This window comes from Leifsonia sp. C5G2 (genome assembly GCF_013359685.1).
Lineage (GTDB): Bacteria > Actinomycetota > Actinomycetes > Actinomycetales > Microbacteriaceae > Leifsonia.
On record NZ_JABFMV010000001.1, the window covers coordinates 451799 to 471614 of the forward strand.

Below are 19816 nucleotides of genomic sequence, written 5' to 3' on the forward strand. Positions count from 1 at the left end.
ACGAACGCAAGCGGCCCACGAGGAGCACTTATGATCGGGAGCGTGAAGACGTCGATCCGGGACCGGCTGATCGACGCCGCGACGGAGCTGTTCTATGCGGAGGGACTCCGCGCGGTCAGCGTCGACAAGGTCATCGAGCGCGCCGGCACGACCAAGGTCACCTTCTACCGGCACTTCAAGAGCAAGGACGACCTCGTCGTCGCGCACCTCGAACGGCGGGCGGAACAGGAGCGAGACGGCATCCTGGGCGCGATCGCAGCGGCCGAGGGCGACCCCGATCGCGTGTTCCAGCTCATCGCCGCCCAGCTCGGCGAGTTCGCCTGCCTGCAGGGCTTCCGCGGCTGCCCGTTCATCAACGCCGCCGCCGAGTACCCGGATGCGGCGAGCGCCGTCCGGCTCACCGTCGACGCCCACCGCGCCTGGTGCAAGGCGACGTTCGAGGAGATCGTGGGGCCGCTCGGCCTCCCCGATGCGCACGCGGTCGCCGACGATCTCATGCTCATCCGCGACGGCGCGATGGTCGCCGGCTACCTCGACGCGGCCGACGCGCTTGCCGCATCCTTCCTGCGGAGTGCGCGCGCCCTCACCGGGAGCCGCTGACACCCCCTCACGCCACTCCCCCGTTGTCAACCGGCTACGGATCGGCGCGGACGGAGGATGGTTGAGTGGTGGATGTCCCCGTATTCGTCGTCGTGATGCCGCACGAGATCACCCCCTCCGTGCTGGGCGTCTACTTTGAACTGACCGAAGCCGAGGCCGCCTCGGAGGCGGCCGACGGCTTCACCGTCGTCGACCGTTCCCTGCTGCACGCCTGACAATCCTCGCAGACCGCTGGTGTCTACCCCCTGGATGGGTCACACTGGGTAGACGCCCTCCGGTAGACGTGAACTCGGCTGGCATCCGACTCTTTGCCCCCTTCCGGACCGACAGGAGGGAACCATCATGGGCTATCTCAGCTACGAGAACCACGACGTCGAGATCGACGACCGGACGCTCGCGCACCTGCATGTCGTGATCGTCAACAAGCTCCGCCACGGGCAGAGCTTCGCCATGTCCTGGAAGGACGGCCAGGCGTCGGGAGGCGGCCGCACGAGCGTCTGGATCCACCCGGCGAGCAACGTCCTCTTCCACTTCGACGGCTCCCGCGCACCCGCTCTGAACCGCAACTGGCTCGCCGACCTGGCCGCGTCCGCGGACAGCTCCCGCGGGCTGATCGTCGAACCGGAGGAACACGCCGCTGCACCGACACACGCGCACGCGCTCGTGTGAGAGACGTCGAGGGGAACGGCCGATCGGCTGTTCCCCTCGACGCCCGGACGGAGCAGAATGACCTCGACCCCGTGCCGTCCGAGTCGGAGGAGCAGCGCATGTCCGCAGCCGAAGCATCCGTCGGTGCCCCCGAGAGCCTCCGCCGCCGCTCCCGCGAGGCACTCACGGCCCTCGCGCTCCAATTCCTGCTCGGGATGGCCGCCAACCTGATCGGCGAGCCCGAGGGCGGGTTCGCCGTGGCCGCCGACTGGGTCATCATCATCCTGCACATCCTGATCGCGATCGGCCTGGTCGTGATCGCGGTGCGACTGCTGCTGGCGGCACGGCGCGCGCAGCTGGGTCAGCGGCTCGCGGTGTGGGGGCTCGTGGTGATCGTGGTCACCTTCCTCGCGGGCGTCGGGACCATGGCCTCCGGGAGCGAATGGGCGTCCTACCTCATGGCGACCGGCTTCCTCGTCGCCGCCGCCCTCTACGGCGGAACGTTCTTCGCGTCGTACCGCCTGGGCAGCGCAGCCGGGGCTTAGGGGCCGCCCGCGTCAGCCCAGCTCGCGGCGCATGATCCAGCGCAGGCGGCCGCCGGAGTGCGCGTCGGTCTCGGTCAGGCGAGTGAAGCCGTGCTTCTCGAACAGGTCGACGGTTCCGACGTAGCCGCTGATCACATCCACGCGCTCGCCTCCGGTGTCCACCGGGTAACCCTCGACCACGGTCGCGCCGTTCGCCCTCGCATGCTCGACCGCGCCATCCAGCAGGTCGTGCATCACCCCGCGCTTGCGGAAGCCGCCGCGCACGACGAAGCACACGATCGACCACGGGTCGCGCTCCTCATCCAGGTGCGGGATGGTGCGGGAGTTCATCAGGCGCCGGTACGTCGACTTCGGCGCAACGCTGCACCAGCCGGCGACCTCGCCGTCGAGGTAGGCCAGCACGCCGGGGCCGGGCGTCGTCCCGCACTCGTGCTCCATGTACGCGATCCGCTCGGGCATCGCCAGGCGCGCGTCCCGGTACGACATGCACACGCAGCCACCGCCGCCGGGCTTGCGCGGCACCATGAAGGTGGCGAAGTCGTCCCAGCGGCCCGTCGCCGGCAGCACCTCGATCGTCATGCGCCGAGCGTAGCGGGCGGAGCGGGTGGTCGCGGCGAGCGGTGAGTAACCGCGGGAATCCGCGCCGAGTCGTGACGTGATGTCACCACTCGGCGGCTCAGCGGACCGGGTTCGCCGCCATGTAGTCGCGCATGGGCACGAGGTTTTCCAGCGGCGCGAAGTACCCGAACCCGGGCAGGTCGAAGACGATCCCGCGCACACCGGAGTCGGCGAAGGAGGCGGCCCACTCGATCGCGTCGGGCATCGGCACCGTCAGCACGCGGGATGCGGCATCCTCGTCGAGCCCGGCGCTCAGTGCACCGTCGTGCGCGCGGGCGATCGTGGTGAACGCGAAGAGCATCGGTCCTGACTCCAGCTCGCCCACGAACGGGGACGGCGCGTCGTCGGTCCCGCGGGCGATGAACGCCCAGCGAGGGAGGGCGTAGACCGCGCGCCACAGCGCATCCATCGCCGCGAAGTCCCCCGGCGCCGCTGCGCGCAGGGCCGTGGCCGCTGCGTCGACCTCCGCGACCACCCGCTCGTCCGCCGGATCCATCCACTCCCCCTGCCGTCGTCCGCCACCACCGTACTCCGCCCCGAGACGGGAGTATTCGCGAGAATCCGAGCCGAGTGGCGACGAGATGTCACCGTTCGGACGGCGCGGTGAGGCGGGCCAGGGTTTCCAGTAGGGCCGCGCGTTGGGGCTCGTCGAGCGGCGCGAAGAGGTCGTCGAGCACGTCGGCGGCCACCACGTGGCCCTCCTCCAGCGCAGCGCGGCCGGCGTCGGTCAGCTCGTGGTCGATGCGGCGCCCGCGGCCGGCCGTCCTGACGATGAGCCCGCGCTCGGCCAGCCGGTTCGCCAGGGTGCCGAAGGCCTGGTCGCTCTGGAACGTGGCGGCGGCGAGGTCGTGCCCCGAAGCCCCGGGCATGCGCGCGATGGCGCGCAGCGCGTCCCACTGCACCAGGCTGATCCCGACCGGGCGGAGCGCGGCGTCCATCGTGCGGTGGTTGCGGTACTGCGCCCGCTTGATCGCCAGGCCGAGTGCTTCCAGATCCACCGTCATGGTGTTACTGTATCAATACTCGTAGATAAACATGTTGATATAGGAGCCCGCTATGATGATCAGCCTTCCCGTCGACCTCCCCGCGCTGGAGGCCGGCGAACCGGCCGCCCCCGAAGCGCTCGTCCTGCACGGCGGGGGCGGACCGCGCACGGTCGCGCCGATCGTCGCGCACCTCGCCGCGACCATGCAGGTCGTGGCGCCCACACACCCGGGCTGGGAGGGGACGGCCCGGCCGGGCTCGATCTCCTCCATCGCCGACCTCGCCACCGGCTACCTCGACCGGCTCCTCGACCGCGGCGAGCGCGGCGTCACCGTGGTCGGCTCCTCCATCGGCGGCTGGATCGCGCTGGAGATGGCGGTGCAGGCGGCCACGGACTCCCGCTACTCGGGCCTCCTCTCCGCCGTCATCGATATCGACGGCGTCGGTGTGGTCGTCGAGGGAGAACCGATCGCGGACTTCTTCGCCCTCGACGCGCGCGGCCTCGCCGAGCTCGCCTGGCATGACCCGGAGCGCGGCTACATCGACCCGGCCGCCCTCACCGACGAGCAGCGCGCCATCCAGCAGGGGAACGGTCGCACCATGGCCGCGATCGCCGCCGCCATGAGCGACCCCGGCCTGCTCGGCCGCCTCGCCGCCATCGGCGTCCCGACGCTCATGGTGTGGGGCGACAGCGACAGGATCGTCACCCCCGCCTACGGCCGTGCCCTCGCGGCCGCCGTCCCCCGCGCCCGGTTCGCCGAGATCCCGGATGCCGGACACCTGCCGCACCTGGAGAACCCGGAGTCCGTGTGGCGAGTCGTGGACCCCTTCCTGGCAGAGGTCACGCCGCGCCGGGCCTGAGCGGCCGCCGGGCCTGAGCCTCAGTCGAGGTGGTCGAGGTAGCGGAGGATGATGCCCTCGCGCAGCGCCCACGGGCACACCTCGAGCTCATCCACGTCGAACGCCCGCATCGCCTCCCGCAGCACGATTCCGCCCGCGACGATCTGGAACGCGCGGTCGGAGGTGATGCCGGGGAGGGCCGTCCGGGACTCCGCCGGCATCCGGCCGAGCCGCGGGACCCAGTCCGCGAGCCCGGAGCGGGTCAGGTGCACGCGGTCGTCGCCTCCGGCGCGCGCGGAGGTGGTCCCGGCGAGCCGGGCAAGCGACCGGATCGTCTTCGAGGTGCCGATGACGTGGTCGCCGTCGCCGCGCTCGAACTCCGGCACCACCGCGGCGAGGAGCCGTCGCGCGTGGTCGCGGAGCTCCTCCACCTGCTCGTCGCGCGGCGGGTCGTCGTGGAGGAAGCCGATGGTCGCGCGTCCCGCGCCAAGCGGCACGGACACCGCGGTGTCCGGGTACTCGTCGGTGCCCGAGGCGATCTCCAGCGACCCTCCGCCGATGTCCAGCAGCAGGATGCGGCCGGAGGACCACCCGAGCCAGCGCCGCACGGCGAGGAAGGTCAGCCGCGCCTCGTCCGCCCCGGAGAGCACCTGCAGGTCCACGCCGGTCTGCTGCCGGACGCGCTCGAGGAGCTCGGGACCGTTGGTCGCCTCCCTCAGCGCGGAGGTGGCGAAGGGCAGCAGCTCGTCGATGTCCTCCTCCTCCGCGACCCGCAGCGCCGACGAGATGGCGTCGAGCAGCGCATCGCAGCCCTCGTCGCTGATGCTGCCGTCCGGCGCGATGTAGCGCATGAGGCGGAGCACCGACTTGTGCGTCGCCGCCGGGAGGGGCCGCGCGCCCGGGTGGGCGTCGACGACGAGCAGATGGACGGTGTTCGATCCGACATCGAGGACTCCGAGGCGCACGATCGGAGACTATTGCACGGCGGACGATCCGGCGAGCGGGAGCTCGCGATCGGGTGCCAGGAGCGCTTCGACCACGGCTGCGGTCTCCGTCCAGTCATGGACGGAGACCGACGGGATGCCGAGCTTCAGCACCGGATAGTCGTTCCCGTCCGGGTCGAGCCTGTCCCCGACGAACAGCATGTCGGAGAACGGGATGCCTGTCAGCGACGCGAGCCTCGTCATCCCGTACGCCTTGTCCACCCCGCGGCGGGTGATGTCGATGCTGGTCGAGCCGCCTGCACGCACCTCCAGCCCGGGGAGCCTCGCCTGCAGCGCCGCACGGAGGTCCCTCCGCCGGGTCCGGTCGGGGTCCCAGGCGGCCTTCACCGCGACGGGCGCCGACTGGCCGAGTGCGGAGAACGTGATCTGGGAGCCGCGGTCCTCGATCACCGGTCCCCACGTGTTCTCCTCCCAGAGCCCGAGGCGCGATGCCTCCTCCTCCACGGCCGTCACGGTCTCCGCGCGTTCGCTGTCGCTCAGGTCTTCGGCGTAGACGAGCCGCCACCGCTCCCCCTCCCAGCGCAGGTAGCGCGTCCCGCAGGTCGGCATCAGGTGGAGCCTGTCGAGACGTGCCGACCCCGGCAGGCGGGAGAGGAGCTGGTCGCGGAACTGCTCGAACCGGCCTCCCGAGATCACGCACACCTGCGCGATCTCGAGGAGCCGGGTCAGCAGCCCGGCCATGCGCGGGTCGAGGGGCGACTTGGAGACCGCGAGGGTGTCATCGAGGTCGAAGGCGACGAGGCGGGGCATCAGGGGGTCCTTTCCTGGCGGGGCGGAGGCGGGGGCGGGCAGGTGCTGCCGCGGACGACGAGCTCTGCGCGCGGGGGCGCGGGCATCCCCGAGCGGCCGCCGTCGATGCTGGCGAGGAGGAGGCGGGCGCAGGCCCGTCCCCATGCTGCCTCGTCCCTCCTCACGGTCGTCAGCGCGGGAGTCGTGGACGCGGCGACGGGGTCGTCGTCGAGGCCGACCACCGAGAGCTTCGTGGGCACCGACAGCCCGAGGGCCGCTGTCGTGCGGAGGCCCGCCGCGGCGAGCAGCGCCGTCTCGTAGACGATCGCCGTCGGCGGCGACGAGCCTGCCACGAGCGCGGCGGTCGCCTCCTCCGCAGCGACCGGCGAGGGGTTCGGCAGAGGACGCGGCACGACCTCGACTCCGAACAGACGCGCCTCGTCGCCGAAGGCGTCGAGAAGAGCCAGTTCCGTCGCGACGAGGGCGACGCGTCGATGGCCGAGGGCCGCCAGGTGGCGGGCCGCGAGGCGCGCCCGCTCCTTGCGATCGGCGACCGCCGCGGCAGCCGGTGCCGGGGCGGCCACGAATGGCAGTCCCGACCGGATCAGAAGGGCCGGCACTCCGTCGCCGGTCCCGAGCGCGCCGACGAGCACGACATCCACCTGGGACTCCCCGGCGAACACGGCGTACGCCTCTTCCTCGTCGAAGGCGGACGAGACGGCGCGGACCACCAGCGCGGTGCCGCCCGAGGCGAGGGCGCCGCCGAGCCTCTCCAGGAAGCCGACCACGTCCGTCCACGGGCCCGGAGCGGGACCGTCCAGGCGGATCACCAGACCGACGCTCCGCGGCCGCTTCCTGGCCAGGGCCCGTGCGCGGGCGTTCGGCGTCCAGCCGAGGTCCTCCGCTGCGCGCACGATGCGGGCCTGGGTGGCAGCGCTGAGCCCGCGGCGCCCGTTGAAGACGAACGAGACGGCGCTCTTGGAGACCCGGGCCCGCGCGGCGACGTCCGCGATGGTGACGGGGCGCTCGCCCGGTGGCGGGGAGGAGTCGGCGGCGGGGCCGGAGCCCGGGCCCGAACCGGACCCCGGCCCCGCCGCCCCGCCGGTCAGCCCGCCACGGCCCATGGCCCGTTGGCCGCGCCAGGGGCCTGGTTGCGGGTGTACCACTTGGCGACGTACACGACGCCCTTGTAGCTGGCGCGGTCCCCGGCGTTGAAGACGCGCGACGGCGTCCAGAGGGCGGTGCCGTCCGGCGCGGTCGCGATCTCCTGCCACGGCCCGGTCACCGACCCGGGGACGTCGCCGCGGCTGTACCAGCCCGCGAGGAACGTCCGGCCCTGGTAGTCGACGGTGTCACCGGCGCCGAAGACACGGGAGGCCGTCCACACCGCCTGCCCGCTCTCGGTCATCGCGAGCTCCTGCCAGGCCCCGGTGTTGCTGAGGCCGGGCTGCTCGCCCTTGGTCGACCATCCCGCCCTGTAGACCGAACTGCGGTAGCTGACGATGTCGCCGGTCTTGTAGCTTGTCGTCTTGACCCAGGCATCCGGGAGGGTGACCGTCACGGCGACCGTCGTGCTGGCGCCCGCGACCGTGTCGCTGCCGCTGTACGCCGCCGTCAGGGTGTGGACGCCCGCGGCCAGGCCGACCGGCAGCGTCACCGTCGCGACGCCGTCGCGCAGGGGCGCCGTGCCGCGGCTCTTGTCGCCCTCGGTGAGCGCGACCTGCCCGGTCACCGGCAGCGGCGACGTGACGGTGACGGTGACGGTCGCCGCCGTGCCCCACGCCGTCGTGACGGCCGGAGCGCTGATCGCCGAGGTGACGCGCAGCCCGTCGATGGCGCTCTTCAGCGCCGCCGCGCGGGCGTCGATCGCGGACTGGGTCGAGTCGGCCGCCGTCAGGGTCGCCTTGGCCGCTTCCAGTGCCGGCACCAGCGGCGCCCAGCTCGAGGGCGTGTACTGCGTGCTGTCCAGACCGTTCGCGCGGTCGACCAGCGCCTGCAGCGCACTCCGGTCGACCGCGACCGTGACCGGGCAGCGGACGAACTCGTCGCCCGCGCTGTGCACGAGCACGATGGAGGTGCTCCCCGGCGCCCCGGTCTTCAGCGGGACCGCGAGCGTTCCGTCGGCGGCCGCCTGCGGTGCCGACGCGACCGCCGCGACCGACGGGTCGAGCGAGTACGCCGTGAACGTGTCCCCGCCGTCGACCGGCGTGATGGTCGCGCCGAGCGTCGAGGTGCTGTTGCGCTCCGCGTTCACGGGGGCGCCGCACGCCAGGCTGTAGCCGCCGTAGAGCTCGAACTCCCAGATGTTGAGGCCGTACTTCGTCGCGGGCGACCCGATCACCCGGACGTACCGCACCTCCGCCGTCGGGAAGTCGGTCGTGTCGCGGCGGTGGTCGGCGGTGCCGGCGTTCTGCACGCGCGCGAGCGGCGTCCAGTCCGACCCGTTCGCCGATCCCTCGATCCGGTAGTCGGTGGAGTTGCCCGTCTCCCACTCGACGACGGCCTGCGAGACCGGGCGCACCGACCCGAGGTCGACCTGCAGCCAGTTCTGGTTGGTGTACGGCGCCGAGCCGGACGGCCGGGCCGACGACCACTTCGTGGTCTTCGAGCCGTCCGTGGCGGCGGTGGGCTGCACGTTCGCCAGATTGTTGTACACGCTGTCCGCGGTGGTGGGCCTGCCCTGGGCGAGGTTCACCCGGCCGGCCGTCGCGGGCGCCGAGGCGATGGCGCTGTCGCCGAACACCTCGAACTCCCACACCGAGACGCCGTAGCTCGTGAGCGCGCGCTTCACCGTCTGCATCCGCACGTACCGGCCGCTCGCGTTCAGCGTCACCAGGTCGGTGCCGCCGTCGCCGCCTGCCGCCGGGGTGGCGTAGGCGTCGCGCCAGGTGCTGCCGTCGTCCGAGACCTGGATCTTGTACTGGCTGGCGTAGGACGCCTCCCAGAACAGGCGGACCGCTCCGACCTTCTGCACCTTGCCGAGGTCGACCTGCAGCCACGACGTGTCCGGCGACCCTGTGCGGTCGGCGATCCAGCGCGTCGTCGCGTTGCCGTCCGTCGCGCTGGCAGGGCTGGTGCCGTCGGAGGCCGTCGTCGGGGCGCCGAGGGCGAGGTTCACGCTCGCGGCGGCCGCGAACTCGGCGATGGAGTAGGTGCCGCCTCCCGGTCCATCGAGCGGCAGGATGCGGACGAAGTTCGCCGCGGTCGCCGGGAAGTCGACGTGCTGGTGGCCGCCCGTGCCGTTCTGGACCAGCTTCTGGTCGGTCCAGGTCTGCCCGTCGGTCGAGGTCTGGAGGAGGAAGCGGCCGGCGTAGTCGGCGCCCCAGTCGATGTCCGCGCCCGTCGCGTACGAGCCCGCGGCGAGCCGCTGCTGCAGCCACGGCGCAGCCCCGGCGGACTGCCAGGTCGTCGTCGTGTCCTTGTCGCCCGCCTGCGACGGTCCGTGGCCGGCGGCCGAACCGCTCGCGGTGTACGGCGATCCGTCGGAGTCGTCGACGGCCAGCGGCTCTGTGACGGTCTTGCCCAGGTTCGCGCCCGAGCCGAGCACGAAGGTGCCGTGCGACGCGCTCGCCCCGCCCTTCAGTGCGACGTCGACGAGCAGACCGGGCTGGCTCGGGTTCGACAGGCTCACCACCGGGGTGCCGGAGGACTCGTCGAGCATCACGATGCTCGGCTGGCTCACCGAGAGCGTGCGGCCGTCGCCGAGGTCCAGCGACCCGGCGCGGTAGAACGTCGCCATGGTCCGCTTGAGCCCGGGATGCTGCACCGCCTGCACCGAGGTGTCGTTGCGCAGCACCTTCACCGCGGGGTCTGCGGCGTACGCCTTGGTCTGCGCGGCCGACTTGGCGGGGAGCACGATGTACTCGTATCCCGCGTCCGTCGGCGCCGTCCCGTGGTCGAAGTAGAGCGTGAACGCGTCGTGGCTCTCGGGGTCGCCGCCGTAGTAGCTGCCGGTCTGCGTCTTGTCGGAGAGGGTCACCGGCTGGTCGGTCGGGAACACGTAGCCGACCTTGTCGTTGTAGGCCCACGACGGATCCCCGACGACCTTGCCGTCCGTGCCCGCGGCGAGGCTCTGCCCGTCGACCGACGCGTTGTCCTTCGCCGCGACCTGGTTGACCGTGGTGTGCACGGGCGCGGCCGAGGTGGAGCGGATGCCCGCGCCGAGGGCCACCATCTCGTCGTCGAAGTAGTAGTAGCTCTTCTGCGCCTGCGTGCCGGCCCGGTCCAGGCTCTCCACGCTCGCGCCGTAGGTGCCGTCCGAGACGCCGCCGGTGAAGGCGCCGCCGTTGGCCGACCGCCCGTCCTTTCCGAGGGTGGTCTCCTTCACGTACGGGACGGTCGTGCCCGGGTAGTGGTACCAGTCGAACGCCGGGCCGAGGTCGGTGTACTCCTTGTTCGTCACCTGGATGGCGGTCGTGCCGGTCCGGTTCCAGACGATCTCGTTGCCGACGTCCTTGCGGATGGTCGACCGGTACTCGCTGCCGACGGTTCGGCTCGAGTTGAGGCCGGTGACGATGCCGTAGCCCGCACGCTGGTGCGACGAGAACTCGGACCGCCAGAAGTAGCGGTCGCCGATGGCCCCGTTGCCCGTGGTCTTGCCGCGGATGTTGTCCGCCATCTCCCGGTAGTCGGTCGCGTACAGCGGGTCGGTGCGCGCCATCCGCTCCAGCGGGTCGAGGAAGACGGCCGCATAGCTGGTGACGCCGTCCACCGTCGTCGCCGGACGGTAGAGCAGGTAGAGCATCTCGATCTCGCCGCGGATCAGCCAGCGGGTGCCGTCGACGATGTAGAACGCGATCGTGTCGAGCTGGTCGCGGGTGAAGGCCAGGCTCGTGCCGCGGGCGGAGTCCGCCCACATCGCGACCATCGTGAACAGCGCCATCCCGTAGCCCTCGCTGTAGAGCTGTGCGCCGTGCGCCCAGAACGTCGCGTCGGGCTGCACGGCCTCCTGCACCGTGCCGGAGTCGTCGACGGCCACGGTCTGCACCATGGTGGCGAAGCCGGCCTTGATCTGGTCGGCGTTCCGGGTGGCGAGGGCCTTGTAGAGGTAGTCGGAGGTGCGCCAGGCGCCGTTCGCCCCGGCCGGGTCGAGCTTGCCCTGGTTGTGCTTGATCGCGAGGGCTGCGGCATCCGCCCCGAGGGCGTCCCCGACGAAGATCGAGATCCGCCCCATGGCGATCGACTCGCCGATCTCGGTCTCCCACCAATTGGTGTTGCCCGGGTTCACCTGGTCCCAGTACGCGAGCGCGCGCTGCTCGGAGTCGATCAGCCGGGCGTCCTGGTACCCCTTCGCCGTCTTGTCCCGGTACGCCTGGGCGATGGCGACCATCCGGTAGAGCGCCTTGTAGGCGTCCCAGGTCTTGCCGTTCGCCGAGCTCGTGGTGTCCTGGTAGTTCACGTCCGACCAGGAGCCGTCCGCGTTCTGCGAGGCCACGTAGTCGAGCGCGTTCGAGGTCTGCGCCAGGTAGATGCCGTTGGCGATCTGCACCTCGTCACCCTGGCTGAGGTAGTAGTCCTGCAGGCGCGAGACGATGGTGGAGACGTCCGTCTCCAGGTCGGCGGCCTGGGCGGGAGCGGCGAGCCCGGCCGCGCCCAGCAGGGCGGCGACCAGGAAGGCCACGAACGCCGCCGCTCGCGAGCGGCGGGCGAGCGGGGGGCGTGGAGCGTTCGGAACGGGATGACGCGTCATTGCGCTGGACTCCTCGTGTGCTGGGGCGGTGCTGTCAGATGGTGCGGACCAGGCGGGCGACGGCGATGCGTGTGTCGGCCGCGCCGTAGAAGACGAAGTGCTCTCCGCCGATCTTCTCGATCGCCGTGGGGAACACCACGTTGGCCACCGTTCCCGCGGTCTCGTCCGCGGTCTCGGGGGTGAGCAGGGGCTCGCCCGTGCGGGCGAGCACGCGCGACGGGTCGTCGGCGTCGAGCAGCATGGCGCCGACGACGTAGTGGACGCTGAACGCCTGCGGCACGAACGAGCCGCCCGGCAGGTCGCCGGTGACCCCGTGGTGCAGCAGCAGCCAGCCCTCCGGCACGCGCAGCGGCGCGGGCCCCGCGCCGATCTTGAGCGCCTCCCACTCGTGCTCCGGGCCCGCGACGAAGCGGTGTCCGGCCGGCCGGGTGAGCGCGGTGAGGTCCTGGACGGCGTCGCCGACCGGGACGTACGAGATCCAGATGCTGGCGCGAGGGTCCGTCACGCCCGCGGGAAGGGGCGGCTGCTCGTCCGGCCGCACGAAGCCGAAGTCCCACATCGGCCGGTGCAGCATCGCGAAACTCGGGCGCCCGTCCGGGTCCGGCACGATCTCGGGGAAGAAGACCACGTCCTTGTTGGGGAACAGGTTGAGGTCGGTGTCGAGCGCGTCGTCGTAGGCGAACTGGATGGGGCCGAGCCGCTGCCAGGAGACGCCGTCGGTCGACACCGCGATCGCAGGCTTCGGTCCGAGGGGGCCGAACGCCACGTACGTCATCACGTGGATGCCGAGGTCCTTCAGCGGGGTGATCCGCGGGTCCTCCACGCCGCCGTGCGCGGTTCCGTGCTCCCATCCGCGCTCCGCCTCCAGGGCGACCTCCAGGCCGTCCACTCCGCTCGGGACGCCGTCGGTCAGCACGACCCGTGCCCGGCCGATGCGCGAGACGTTGTGCTCTGCGACGAGGCGCGGGAACAGATGCACAGTGCCGTCGGGTCCCTGCACGGTCGCGGGGTTGAGCACGCCCTCGACCTGCCGCGGGTCGCGCAGGTCCGGCTCCATGACGACGCCGGCGCGCTCGAGCAGGTACGGGATGGCGACAGCGGTGCTGCCGGCGGGGATGGTGGTGGTCACGGGACCTCTCTCAGGTGGTGGGGCTGGGGGATGCGCTGCTCAGCCTTTGACGGCGCCGACGACGCCGTTGACCAGGTAGCGCTGGATGAAGATGTAGCCGACGATCAGCGGAGCGGCGACGATGAAGGTCGCGGCCGCGAGCAGCGGCCACTGGTTGCCGTACGTGCCTTTGAAGGCGTACAGCCCGACGGTCACGGGGAACTTCGCGGGGTCGGCGAGGAGGACCGTCGCGAGGATGATCTCGTTCCAGATCCACACCGCCTGCAGGATGAACACCGTCACGAGAGCCGGCCGCGCCAGCGGCAGGATGAAGGTGAACAGGTAGCGCCAGTAGCCGACGCCGTCCATCGCCGCGGCCTCGTCCAGCTCGCGCGGGATCGACTTGACGAACCCGCTGAGCAGCAGCGGGCCGACGCCCACACCGACGCCTACCAGCAGGATGTAGCCGAGCTGTGTGTCGTACAGCCCGAGCCGCAGCAGCAGCTGGAACTGGGTGATGAGGGCGTTGGGCAGGAACAGCACGAGCACGAAGACCACGGACCAGTACTTCGCCCCGCGGATGTACCCGCGGGCGACGGGGAACGCCAGCACCAGCGTGAGCAGGGTGCCGATCGCGGAACCTGCTGCGGTGTAGAGGACGCTGTTGAGGATGTACGCGCCGAAGTCGCCCTTCTCCCAGGCGGTCGCGAAGTTGCCCCACTGCGGGTCGGAGACGAGCCCGACCGGATTGGCGACGAACTCCGCCTGCGACTTCAGCGCGGTGTTCAAGAGGTACAGCAGCGGGAACAGGAACAGCACCATCAGGAGCGCGGCGCAGATGTATGCCCCGATCGGAATGCGGCGACGCCGACGGCGCTGCTCGGCCTCCCGGCGCGGCCCCGCGGGCTGCAGCGGCGGCTCGACCGCGGTCGAGCTCGCGGCGTCGGTGGCGGTGGTAGTCACAGCTTCGCCTCCCGTCGGCGGAGGATGGCCAGCGCGACGATCGAGACGACCGCCACGAGCACGAACTGGACCATCGAGACGGCGGCCGCGTAGCCCTGCGACTGCGACAGGGTGGTCCCGGATGCGCCGCCGAAGCCCTGCACGTAGACGAGCAGGGAGAGCACCTGGGTCGAGCGGTTGTTCGGCCCGCTGAGCACGTAGATCAGCTGGTAGCTCTGCAGGGCGTTGACGATGCCGAGGAGCACGTTCGCCGTGATCGACGGCGCCAGCAGCGGGACGGTCACGCTGCGGAAGCGCTGCCAGCCGCTCGCCCCGTCGATCTCGGCCGCCTCGTACAGCTCCTCGGGCACCGCCTGGAGCCCGGAGAGGAAGATGATGACCGAGACGCCGAGCACCATCCAGACCTGCACGAGGATCACCAGCGAGAGCGCGAGCCGCGGGTCGCCGAAGAACGCGGAGTGGCCTCCGAAGAGGTCGAGGATCGACGCCGCCGGTCCCCCGCTCACGTTGAAGATGAGCGACCACACCAGGCCCGTGACGGTCACGCCGAGGATCGTCGGCATGAACACGACCGCGCGGTAGAAGTCCCGTCCGCGGAGGCGGCGGTTCAGGAGCACCGCGACAGCCAGCGCGACGACGATCTGCACGGCGGTGCTCACCACGGCGAAGATGATCGTGTTGCGCAGCGCGTTCGCGCTGTCCGCCCACTTCGCGGGCGAGAAGAAGTCGACGTAGTTCTGCAGCCCGACGAAGTTGATCGGGATGCCGGGGAGGCCGCGCAGGTCGGTGAACGACGCGATCAGCACGCCGACGGCCGGCACGAAGCCGAAGATGCCGAGCAGCAGCATCCCGAGGCCGAAGGTCAGCCGGACCGGCGTGCGGCGGGGGAAGGGGAACGATTCAGTCATCTGTCTCTCGACTTCCGGGAGGGCGGCCCGCTCTCGTCGCGGGCCGCCCTGCCCGTCAGTGTCAGCCGGCCGCCGACCAGGCCTTCTGAGCGGCCTGAGCGGCCTGCTCCGGCGTGGCGGAACCGAGCGGGGTGAGCGCCGGGTAGTTGAACGGGAAGACCGCGTCCTGTCCGGCCTTGTTGTTGGCGAACCAGATCTGGTCCCACGCCGGCTCGTACGACTTGGTGTACTGGCCGATCGACTGGAGGAACGCGCTGGTCGAGATCCCTGGCTGAGCGGACGAGAAGCCGGACTTCTGCAGGAACAGCTCGTAGTTCTTCTTGTCGGAGAAGAACTTCAGCCACGCCATCGCCGCCGTCTTGTTCTTCGCCGAGGTGGGCACGGCCAGCTGCAGCTCCGTCTTGCCGTTCAGCAGCGCGTTGTCCTTCGCGTCGTCGGCGCCCGGGAACGGGAAGTACCCGTAGTCGAACTTCTTCGCGACGGCCGCGTCGATGACCGGCTGGTCCCAGGTGCCGTCGACGGTCATGGCGAAGTCGCCGGCCGCGAACCCGGACGGGATGGACGTGTAGTCGGCGCCCGCCGCGCCGTCCTGCGAGTTCTGCAGCACGTACTCCGTCTGCTGCAGCACCTTCACCTCGGTCGGGTCGGTCAGCTTGGCCTTGTTCGTCCACAGGTCCTTGGCCAGCTGCTGCTTGTCGTCGGCCGTCGGATACAGCGACGCGACGGAGGCGAGCATCGGCAGGCCTGCGGGCCAGCTGTCCTTGCCGCCCATGCCGAACGGGGTGATCCCCTTCGCCTTGAGCGCGTCGACCACCGCGGTGAACTGACTCCAGGTGGTGGGGATCTCGAGGCCGTTGTCGGCGAAGATCTTCTTGTTGTAGAAGACGCCGGTGTAGTAGCTGACACCCGTCGGGACCGCGTACTGCTTGCCGCCGATCGCCTGCGCGTCGAGGAGCGTCGGCGTGTACTGCTTGAGGAACGACTCCCCGGTCAGGTCGACCAGCGCGCCGGCCTTGGCGAGCCGGGCGTCGTCGGTGGCCGCGTCCTTCGCGTAGGACGGCGTCTCCATCAGGCCCTTGACCACGAACAGGTCGAGGTTGCCCGCCGTGAGGCGGGAGGACTTGGTCGCCGGGTAGTTGTCGTTCGAGACGGTGGAGAAGACCACGTCCACCTTCGGGTACTGCTTCTCGAAGGCGTCGTTGACCGCGCGGAAGCCGGCGTCGGTCGCGTCGCTGCTCGAGACGAGCAGTTGCAGCTTGCCGCTCGGCTCGCCGTCGCTCGATCCGCCGCCGCCGGAGCAGGCGGCGAGCGCGCCGATCGTGGCCGCAGCGACCGCGCCGGCGATCAGCCGCCGGCCCAGGGTGCCGCGCAACCTCTTCGTTGCCATGTGATGTCTCCTCGTCGAGTTCGGGAACGGTGCAAGTGGTGATTCGAGTGCAGAAACGTTTTGGAAAGGAACCAAAGCCTTACCGAAACGTTTCGGTTCGGCAATGTTGCCATGCATCTGCAGGCGAATGCAAGCCCCGCGTTCGAGCTCGACGTCCGGGTCAGTGCTCGGCGCGCACCGGCCCGGTGGAATCGCGGACGATCAGCTCCGCGTCGGGGATGCGCACGTCGGCGACCGCACCCTCCTCGATCAGCTCGACGAGCATCCTCCCCGACTCCCTGCCCAGGAGCCGCGGCGACGTGTGGACCGTGGTGACCGACGGCCGCACGTAGGTGCCGAGGCGGATGTCGTCGAAGCCTGCCACCGAGAGCTGCCCCGGCACGTCCACGCCGAGGTGCTGGGCCTGCGCGATCAGGCCGATGGCCGAGAGGTCGTTGGCACACATCACCGCGGTCGGCGGCTCCGCGAGCGCCAGCAGAGCGGAGGCCGCGGCCGCGCCGCCCAGGTACGTGAAGTCGCCGGGCACCACCGGTCCCGGCGCGAGGCCGAGTTCGAGCAGCCCGCTCCGCCACGCCTGCTCGCGCTGTACCGAGTGCGTCATGTCGGCACGGCCGCTGACGTAGGCGATGCGGCGGTGGCCGAGGTCGACCAGATGCCGGAGCGTCGCGCGGATGCCCGCTTCCGGGTCCTCCCGGACCGCGGGGATCGGGAAGTCGATGCCCGGGTTGATCGCGACGGCCGGCAGGCCGAGCTTCTGGACCAGCTGGATGCGCGGGTCACCGACCTCCAGGTCGGTGATGAAGACGCCGTCGACGCGACGGTCGGCCGCGAGCTTGTCGTAGCGCTGGAGCACCCGGTCCGACTCGGCGCTGATCTGCAGCACCAGCGCATAGCCGGCAGGATCGATCGCGTCCTCGATGCCGCCGATGAAGCCACCGAAGAACGGGTCGAGTTCGAGCACGTCCGGGTCGCGGTGCAGCACGAGGCCGACCGTGAACGCACGCCTGCCGGACAGGCTCTTGCCGCGCAGCGACGGCACGAAGCCGAGCTCGGCGGCGATCCGGATGATGCGCTCGCGCGTGACGTCCGAGACGCCCGGGCGCCCGTTGAGTGCGCTCGAGACCGAGCTGATGGCGACGCCGGCCTTGTTCGCGACGTCGACGATCGTCACGCGCTCATCGCCCATCGCTCCGCCTCGCCTTCCGCCCTCGGTCGAGCGACGGACATCCTATGCCGGATCGGGCGCCGGGCGCTCACCGGTCACGCGCTGGTCGTTCATGGCGCCGGGGACCGTCCCGCGCTCACCGCCGTTCGATCACCTGGTCGACGAGCCCGTAGTCGCGCGCGGAGGCCGCGGTGAACACCCGGTCGTGGTCCGTGTCGGCTCGCAAGGTCTGCGCGGTCTGGGCGGTATGGCGAGTGAGGACGTCCTCGATGTCGGCGCGCATGCGCACGACCTCGTCGGCCTGCAGGATCAGGTCGGGGATGGCTCCCCGTCCTTGGGCCGCAGGCTGATGGAGGACGATGCGCGCGTGGGGCAGCGCGGCACGTTTTCCCGGCGCTCCCGCCGCGAGGAGCACAGCGCCCACGGCGACCGCCTGACCGACGCAGGTGGTCGCCACCTGCGGCCGGATGAACTGCATGGTGTCGTAGATAGCCAGCATGGCGCTCGGGTCGCCGCCCTCGCAGTTGATGTAGAGCTGGATGTCGCGGTCCGGGCTGCTGGATTCGAGGTGGAGGAGCTGCGCGATCATCGCGTTGGCGACACCGGAGTCGATGGCGGTGCCCAGGTAGACGATCCGCTCGGTGAGCAGGTGGGAGTAGACATCCATGATCCGCTCGCCCCGGGGATGCTCGGCGATGACGTTCGGGATGGTGTAGCTGCTCATCGCTCGTCTCCCCCGATCAGGCTGCCCGAGCCCGCAAGGCGCGTCGCCCGCGGCCGGTACTGGTCGAACGACCGGACGATCGTGTCGACGAAGCCGTACTCGCGCGCCTCCTCGGCGGTGTACCAGTGGTCGTGGAGCGAGTCCTCGAAGACCCTCGGGAACGGCTGGCCGGTGTCTTCGGCGATGAGGGCCAGCACGGTGTCGCGCGTGTGGCGGAGGTCATCCGCCTGGAGCTCGATGTCGACGGCGGTCCCCGCGATGCCCGCGGAGCCCTGGTGCAGGAGCACCCGGGAGTTGGGGAAGGCTTTCCGCTTGCCCTTGGTCCCCGCCGAGAGCAGGAACTGCCCGGCGCTGTAGGCGATGCCGAACACCAGCGTCGACACATCGTTGGGGATGGTGTGCATGATGTCGCGGATCGCGAGCATCGCCGGCACGGAGCCGCCCGGCGAATGGATCCAGAGGGAGATGTCGGCGGATTCGTCCTCCGCGGCCAGGCTGATCAGTTGCGTCGCGATCAGCGTTCCGTTGTCGTCGTCCAGTGGACCGTCCAGGACGAGGACGCGGCGCTCGTACAGCTGCCGTCGCACGGCTTCGGAGAAGGTCGGCACTTTCGGGGATTCGCTCATGCGATCCACAGTGCACAGGGTTCACGCCTTGCGGCAGGTGTCTCTGCTGTGAGCAGTACTGCTCACAGCAGACGTCGCCCTGCGACGTCACCCGACCCGGGACTCGGCTGCCTGCACGACCGACTCGCACGCGTCGCTCGGCCTGCGGGCGGGGTCGATGCTGCCGATCAGGGCGGCCGAGATCTCCGCGAGCTGCTCGACCTGAGCCGGGGTCAGCGAGCCGAGGAGCCGTTCGCGGATGAGCTCGAGATGCCCCGGTGCCGCGTTCGCCACGAGCTCCGCACCTGCGGCGGTGAGGACCGCGTTGGTCGCCCGGCCGTCCTCCTCGCAGGGGACGCGCTCCACCAGACCACGGGACTCCAGCCGCGTGATGACGTGGCTGAGACGGGACGCCGAGGCGTTGGTCGCAGCGGCGAGCGCGCTCAGGCGCATCCGGCGGCCGGGCTCCTCGGCGAGGCGGGTGAGCACGAAGTGCTCGTAGTGGGTGGAGGCGGAGTCGCGAGACGCGTGACTGTCGAGCACCGGCGGCAGCACCTGGGTGAGCGCGATCAGCCCGAGCCACGCCTCGCGGCGGGTCTCGTCGTTCTCGTCACTCAGCATGTCTCGATATTACCCATTTGCTTGACGCTTCAAGAATAGGGTCCTAGATTTAGTTGAAGATTCAAGTAAGGCTTCGGCCGGGAAGAGGACACAATGACCACAGTCACGATCATCGGCAAGGGGAACATGGCGAACGCGATCGGCGTCGTCGTCGCCTCCGGCGGGAACACCGTCGAGTACGCGGGGCGCGAGGGCGACGCCATCAACGGGGAGATCGTCGTGTTCGCCGTTCCCTATCCCGAGGTCGACGCGGTCATCGCCACCTACGGCGACGCCCTGGCCGGCAAGACCATCGTCGACATCACCAACCCGCTCGACTTCGCCACCTTCGACGGCCTCGTCGTCCCGGCCGACAGCTCTGCCGCCGCCGTGATCGCAGACAAGGTGCCCGGCGCGACAGTCCTGAAGGCCTTCAACACCACCTTCGCGGCGACCCTCGCCTCCAAGGCCGTCGGCGGCCTTCAGACCACCGTCCTGATCGCGGGCGACGACGACAACGCCAAGCAGGCGCTGACCGAGATCGTCACCGCGGGCGGCCTCCGCGCGATCGACGCGGGCTCGCTGAAGCGCGCCCGCGAGCTCGAGGCGATCGGCTTCCTGCAGATCACCCTCGCGGCAGGAGAGCGCATCTCCTGGACCGGCGGCTTCGCCGTGGCCCCCTGACCGGGATGTGAGCTC

At 70.8% G+C, this 19816-nt stretch carries 21 protein-coding genes; 6 read left to right on the forward strand and 15 right to left on the reverse strand.

Annotation, left to right across the window (positions count from 1 at the left end; translation table 11 throughout):
* Window positions 1-42: 42 nt before the first annotated feature.
* The 4 genes from HNO83_RS02170 to HNO83_RS02185 all read left to right on the forward strand — a co-directional run bounded on the left by HNO83_RS02170 (window position 43) and on the right by HNO83_RS02185 (window position 1793).
* Window positions 43-600, forward strand: a complete 558-nt coding sequence (locus HNO83_RS02170; protein ID WP_349627053.1) for a TetR/AcrR family transcriptional regulator — start codon at window positions 43-45, stop codon at window positions 598-600.
* A 65-nt stretch (window positions 601-665) separates the two neighbouring features.
* The gene (locus tag HNO83_RS02175) at window positions 666-815 is read left to right on the forward strand and encodes a hypothetical protein (protein WP_175335842.1); all 150 of its coding nucleotides are present in this window, start codon (window positions 666-668) and stop codon (window positions 813-815) included.
* 127 nt (window positions 816-942) lie between these two features.
* Window positions 943-1269, forward strand: a complete 327-nt coding sequence (locus HNO83_RS02180; RefSeq protein WP_175335843.1) for a DUF7882 family protein — start codon at window positions 943-945, stop codon at window positions 1267-1269.
* Window positions 1270-1367: 98 nt separating this feature from the next.
* Complete coding sequence (locus HNO83_RS02185; protein WP_175335844.1) at window positions 1368-1793, forward strand: hypothetical protein; 426 nt, start codon at window positions 1368-1370, stop codon at window positions 1791-1793.
* Window positions 1794-1805: 12 nt separating this feature from the next.
* Here HNO83_RS02185 and HNO83_RS02190 read toward each other — a convergent pair whose 3' ends face one another.
* The 3 genes from HNO83_RS02190 to HNO83_RS02200 form a co-directional block, all read right to left on the reverse strand.
* Window positions 1806-2372: a GNAT family N-acetyltransferase gene (locus HNO83_RS02190; protein WP_175335845.1), complete on the reverse strand. Its 567-nt coding sequence runs from the start codon at window positions 2370-2372 to the stop codon at window positions 1806-1808.
* 97 nt (window positions 2373-2469) lie between these two features.
* Window positions 2470-2907 (reverse strand): hypothetical protein, encoded by a 438-nt coding sequence (locus tag HNO83_RS02195; protein ID WP_175335846.1) that lies wholly within the window; start codon window positions 2905-2907, stop codon window positions 2470-2472.
* Window positions 2908-2995: 88 nt separating this feature from the next.
* Window positions 2996-3415, reverse strand: coding sequence for a MarR family winged helix-turn-helix transcriptional regulator (locus tag HNO83_RS02200; protein WP_175335847.1), 420 nt, complete (start codon window positions 3413-3415; stop codon window positions 2996-2998).
* Window positions 3416-3467: 52 nt separating this feature from the next.
* Here HNO83_RS02200 and HNO83_RS02205 point away from each other — a divergent pair, with 52 nt between their 5' ends.
* Window positions 3468-4256: an alpha/beta fold hydrolase gene (locus HNO83_RS02205; RefSeq protein WP_175335848.1), complete on the forward strand. Its 789-nt coding sequence runs from the start codon at window positions 3468-3470 to the stop codon at window positions 4254-4256.
* 20 nt (window positions 4257-4276) lie between these two features.
* Here the strand turns inward: HNO83_RS02205 and HNO83_RS02210 are convergent, their stop codons facing one another.
* The 12 genes from HNO83_RS02210 to HNO83_RS02265 form a co-directional block, all read right to left on the reverse strand.
* Window positions 4277-5200 carry a Ppx/GppA family phosphatase gene (locus HNO83_RS02210; RefSeq protein WP_175335849.1) on the reverse strand — a complete coding sequence of 308 codons (924 nt, stop codon included), beginning with the start codon at window positions 5198-5200 and terminating at the stop codon, window positions 4277-4279.
* A 9-nt stretch (window positions 5201-5209) separates the two neighbouring features.
* Window positions 5210-5989, reverse strand: a complete 780-nt coding sequence (locus HNO83_RS02215) for an HAD-IIB family hydrolase (RefSeq protein WP_175335850.1) — start codon at window positions 5987-5989, stop codon at window positions 5210-5212.
* Window positions 5989-7092, reverse strand: coding sequence for a LacI family DNA-binding transcriptional regulator (locus HNO83_RS02220; protein WP_175335851.1), 1104 nt, complete (start codon window positions 7090-7092; stop codon window positions 5989-5991). Before HNO83_RS02220 ends, HNO83_RS02215 begins: the two co-directional genes overlap by 1 nt.
* On the reverse strand, window positions 7074-11657 hold the full coding sequence (locus tag HNO83_RS02225; RefSeq protein WP_175335852.1) for a polysaccharide lyase family 8 super-sandwich domain-containing protein: 4584 nt from the start codon (window positions 11655-11657) through the stop codon (window positions 7074-7076). The genes HNO83_RS02220 and HNO83_RS02225 overlap by 19 nt, the downstream gene beginning before the upstream one ends.
* Before the next feature lie 34 nt (window positions 11658-11691).
* Window positions 11692-12786, reverse strand: coding sequence for a glycoside hydrolase family 130 protein (locus tag HNO83_RS02230; RefSeq protein WP_175335853.1), 1095 nt, complete (start codon window positions 12784-12786; stop codon window positions 11692-11694).
* 39 nt (window positions 12787-12825) lie between these two features.
* On the reverse strand, window positions 12826-13728 hold the full coding sequence (locus HNO83_RS02235; RefSeq protein WP_349627054.1) for a carbohydrate ABC transporter permease: 903 nt from the start codon (window positions 13726-13728) through the stop codon (window positions 12826-12828).
* A complete protein-coding gene (locus tag HNO83_RS02240; RefSeq protein WP_175335854.1) occupies window positions 13725-14636 on the reverse strand; it encodes a carbohydrate ABC transporter permease in 912 nt (303 codons plus the stop codon). The genes HNO83_RS02235 and HNO83_RS02240 overlap by 4 nt, the downstream gene beginning before the upstream one ends.
* Before the next feature lie 61 nt (window positions 14637-14697).
* The gene (locus HNO83_RS02245) at window positions 14698-16023 is read right to left on the reverse strand and encodes an ABC transporter substrate-binding protein (RefSeq protein ID WP_175335855.1); all 1326 of its coding nucleotides are present in this window, start codon (window positions 16021-16023) and stop codon (window positions 14698-14700) included.
* Window positions 16024-16183: 160 nt separating this feature from the next.
* On the reverse strand, window positions 16184-17209 hold the full coding sequence (locus tag HNO83_RS02250) for a LacI family DNA-binding transcriptional regulator (protein WP_175335856.1): 1026 nt from the start codon (window positions 17207-17209) through the stop codon (window positions 16184-16186).
* A gap of 115 nt (window positions 17210-17324) precedes the next feature.
* A complete protein-coding gene (locus tag HNO83_RS02255) occupies window positions 17325-17912 on the reverse strand; it encodes a ClpP family protease (RefSeq protein ID WP_175335857.1) in 588 nt (195 codons plus the stop codon).
* Complete coding sequence (locus HNO83_RS02260) at window positions 17909-18538, reverse strand: ClpP family protease (RefSeq protein WP_175335858.1); 630 nt, start codon at window positions 18536-18538, stop codon at window positions 17909-17911. The genes HNO83_RS02255 and HNO83_RS02260 overlap by 4 nt, the downstream gene beginning before the upstream one ends.
* Before the next feature lie 87 nt (window positions 18539-18625).
* Window positions 18626-19138: a MarR family winged helix-turn-helix transcriptional regulator gene (locus HNO83_RS02265; protein WP_175335859.1), complete on the reverse strand. Its 513-nt coding sequence runs from the start codon at window positions 19136-19138 to the stop codon at window positions 18626-18628.
* Window positions 19139-19231: 93 nt separating this feature from the next.
* On the opposite strand from HNO83_RS02265, the gene HNO83_RS02270 reads away from it, so the two are divergent.
* Entirely contained in the window at window positions 19232-19801 is a 570-nt protein-coding gene (locus HNO83_RS02270) for an NADPH-dependent F420 reductase (protein ID WP_175335860.1), read from the forward strand.
* Window positions 19802-19816 lie beyond the last annotated feature (15 nt).